2 protein-coding genes and 1 pseudogene are annotated in these 3,273 nt (G+C 67.9%); 2 read left to right on the top strand and 1 reads right to left on the bottom strand.

The window, feature by feature from the left end; translation table 11 throughout:
- Window positions 1-900 (top strand): M1 family aminopeptidase (locus tag Y706_RS30440; protein ID WP_043436552.1); only part of this gene is annotated, 900 nt, incomplete at its 5' end.
- A gap of 51 nt (window positions 901-951) precedes the next feature.
- Here the strand turns inward: Y706_RS30440 and ggt are convergent.
- Window positions 952-2,781 (bottom strand): gamma-glutamyltransferase, encoded by a 1,830-nt coding sequence (gene ggt, locus Y706_RS0119400; protein WP_028277898.1) that lies wholly within the window; start codon window positions 2,779-2,781, stop codon window positions 952-954.
- Window positions 2,782-2,967: 186 nt separating this feature from the next.
- On the opposite strand from ggt, the pseudogene Y706_RS29440 reads away from it, so the two are divergent.
- A pseudogene (locus Y706_RS29440) lies at window positions 2,968-3,273 on the top strand (endonuclease); the annotation flags it as partial.

The raw sequence follows: 3,273 nt of genomic DNA, 5'->3' as shown, positions 1-3,273 counted from the left end.
GTGGCGAACGGCCTGCCCGTCGGCCGGCCGGCAACGAAGGCGGGATGGACCACATGGACGTGGAAGGCCTCGGACCCGATGGCCAGCTATCTGTCAACGGCGAACGTCGGCGACTTTGCCCTGTCCTACGACGTCGGTCCGCACGGGCTGCCCATCGTCAATGCGATCGACGCGGACGTGAAGGGAGCGGCACTGGCCGAGACGAAGGCGTCGCTTGCGTTGCAGCCCAAGATGATCGCATTCCTTGAGGGCCAGTTCGGGCGGTACCCGTTCGAGGCCTTCGGCGCGATTGTCGACGACGACACGGTCGACTATGCGCTGGAGACGCAGACGCGGCCGGTCTACTCGGAGGTTGCGGACGAATACACGGTGGTGCACGAACTCGGGCACCAGTGGTTCGGAGACGCGGTAAGCCCGTCCGACTGGCAGGACATCTGGCTGAACGAGGGCTGGGCGACGTACATCGAGTGGCTGTGGGCCGAGCACCAAGACGCGGCCACGATGCCGGAACAGTTCGGAGACGCGGTGGCATACCTCGACGCGAACAACCGCTGGGCGCTCAACATCGCAGACCCGGGCCGTGACAACTTGTTCGCGGGCCAGGTCTACCTCCGCGGGGCGGCTGCCCTCTACGCGCTGCGCGCGAAGATCGGCGACGCGGCATTCCTCAGCGGCACCCGGACGTGGTTGAGCCGCTACAACGACTCGACGGCGACGACGGAAGACTTCGAAGCCGTGATGGAAAAGGCCTCGGGCCAGCAGCTCGACGCGTTCTTTGACGACTGGCTGCGCGAAGGCGACCGCCCGGCGATGCCACAGCAGGCGGCAGCAAAAACTCAAGTGATCCCAGGACCGGCCCCACCGCATTCCTACAACACGCCGAGGAGCACGCTCCGGTAGTGGTGAGGAACTTCCGGCTTGGCGCGACACCCGCGCCAGGCGGCATCCGCCCTACCTCCGCGACGCCCTAACGGCCATCGCCGATCCCCCGCCGCGCCTCACGGGCTCGGCGGCTGCCACCATGCCGCCGTCAGGCCGGAACTCGATGGCGGTCGCGGCGCCGATCTCCGCTGCCGAGGTGAACGCATCCCCAGACGGGGTGAACTGATGGCCAAACGGTGCCAGCTGGCTGCCGTACTTGGCGATGAACTCCGGTTCGGCCGTGACCTTGGCCGTATTCCGTTGCGAGGCACGCGGTGCAGCGATCGCCTCGGAGATGGTCATGCCAAGGTCCACCCGGTTCAGGATGGTCTGCAGGACGGTAGTGATGATGGTCGATCCGCCGGGCGAGCCGAGGGCGAGGAACGGCTTGCCCTCCTTGAGGATGATGGTCGGCGACATGGACGAGCGCGGGCGCTTCCCCGGCTCGATCCGGTTCGGGTCGGCCGGATCGTAGACGGTCGAGAAGTCGGTCAGCTCGTTGTTGAGCAGGAAGCCGCGGCCGGGGACCACCATGCCGGACCCTCCGGTCTGCTCGATCGTGAGCGTGTAGTCGACCACGTTCCCCCACCTGTCCGCGACGGTCAGGTTGGTCGTCGAGATGTTTTCGGTGTCCAACTCGACCGCAGGCGCGACGGCCGCGGCCGGGCACGCGCCGTCGTATGCGGACACGTTCCCCGGCGCAGCCGGCTTCGCTGCCGCGTGCAGCGGGTCAATCTGGCAGGCGCGCTCCTTGCCGAACACCGGGTCCGTGAGCGCGGCGGTGGGAACGCTCACGAACGCGGGGTCCCCCACGTACTTGCCACGGTCCGCGAAGGCAAGCGCGCTGGCCTCGAGGTAGTGGTGCAGGGCGCCCGGCGTGGACATCCCGGACAGGTTGGAGGGCTCCAGGATGTTCAGCGCCTCGCCCACGGTGGTGCCGCCGCTGCTGGAGGGCGCCATGCCGTAGACGTCCAGGTCGCGGTAGTCCACGTGCGTAGGCGCCTGATCCAGGGCGCGGTATGCGGCGAGATCCGCCGTCGTCAGGTGGCCTGCCGGAACGGGCAGCCTTGTGTTGGAAGTCTTGGGCGGAGCCTGCACCGTGGCCGCGATCTCGGCCGCAAGCGGCCCGCCGTAGAAGCCGTCCGTGCCCTTTTTCGCGAGGAGCCGGTATGTATCGGCGAGGTCGTGGTTCTGGAAGACACTGCCGACGGCGGGGGCTTCACCGCCTGGGAGGTAGAGGCTGCTGGTCGAGGGAAACGCCTCGAACCGGGCTTTGTTGTCGAGGGTCTGCTGGCGGAACGTGTTATCGACCACGAATCCACGGGTGGCCACGTTGATGGCAGGCTTGAGGGCATCGCCGAGGCTCAACGTGCCCCACCGGTCCAGGGCACGCGCCCAGGTAGCAGGGGTGCCCGGGACGCCAACGGAGACGCCGCTTGTGACGAGCTCGGGCGTGAAATTGAAGGGCTTGCCGGTCGCTGGGTCGATGAACGCGTCGTGCGGCATTCCTGCCGGCGCGGTCTCGCGGCCGTCGATCGTGCCCACCTTGCCGGTCTTCGCGTCGTAGAACACGAAGTAGCCTCCGCCGCCAATCCCGGCACTGTACGGCTCAGTCACGCCAAGGGTCGCGGCTGCGGCGACGGCGGCATCCGCTGCGTTGCCGCCCTTGCGGAGGACCTCGATCGCCGCAGCGGATGCCTCCGGATCCACGGTGCTCACCGCTCCGCCGTACCCGGTGGCGGTTGACGTCTTTGCGGTCTCCCGCGGATCGGCCTGCGCAGGGGCGGCGACGGCGCCACCCGTCACGCTCAATGCCAGGGCCGCCGTGACAGCCACCAGCCCCCGTGTCATATATGCCATGATCGCTCCCGAGTCCGTGTTACACGTATTGACATTACTTGTCACGCTACTACGCAGGCGTGCGACACTCAACACTCGCGCCGATGGCATTGGATGCTCTACCGGCAGCTGTCAGAAGTGGACTGTCGTGTGGCTGCAAGACCGGTCTCATCAAAAACTGTCGGTGGCTCCTGAGATGATCTGAGTGTGGAGAGCAGGACAGCGTTGAGTCCGGAGAGCGGGGCGGCCGTGGAAGCCGTCGCCGCCTCTGTTGCCGCGCTGGCTGCCTTGGCCGGATCGGCCGCTAGCGACGCCAATCCTGCGGTCGTCGATTCTTCGCCGGACGCGGATCCGCTGCGGCGGCTGGCGGACGGTTGCCTGGACGGGCTCGCCGAGGTCGCCCGGCTGGAGGCCCGGACCGCGGCGCTGAGGGTGCGGCTGGCCGACGACTACGCGCACGCAACGAGGCTTTTGGCGCCGCCGGCGCCGTCCCCGCGGGACCGTGCCGTCCAT

Origin of the sequence: Arthrobacter sp. I3 (assembly GCF_000520575.1) — a bacterium.
Classification (GTDB): domain Bacteria; phylum Actinomycetota; class Actinomycetes; order Actinomycetales; family Micrococcaceae; genus Arthrobacter; species Arthrobacter humicola_A.
The sequence above is the reverse complement of the archived record's forward strand: the minus strand, read 5'-3'. Positions and strand labels throughout refer to the sequence as shown.